Raw genomic sequence first — 232 nt, 5'->3', positions numbered from 1 at the left:
CGATCATCCTAGACATCGTAGGAAAGAGAATAATGGCTACAATCAAAAAGAGAATGAAAGGGATAACCTTGCTCATCAATTTATTATTATGTATCGTTTCATTTATTTTAGAATAACTAAAAGACCGTTCTTTGCTTACTTGGCTTACATAAGGAAGCCCTTTGGATTGTGCTTCAATCGATTTGCCTACTAAGTCAATATCGTAGCCTTCCTTTGCATTAATCATGATTTC

At 34.5% G+C, this 232-nt stretch carries 1 protein-coding gene; it reads right to left on the bottom strand.

The window, feature by feature from the left end; translation table 11 throughout:
• The coding region (locus SB775_RS34235; protein WP_486360749.1) for a hypothetical protein at positions 1 to 232 on the bottom strand (232 nt) is incomplete at both ends.

It is taken from the genome of Peribacillus sp. SIMBA_075 (assembly GCF_046534585.1).
This window is presented reverse-complemented; position numbering and strand designations above follow the sequence as displayed.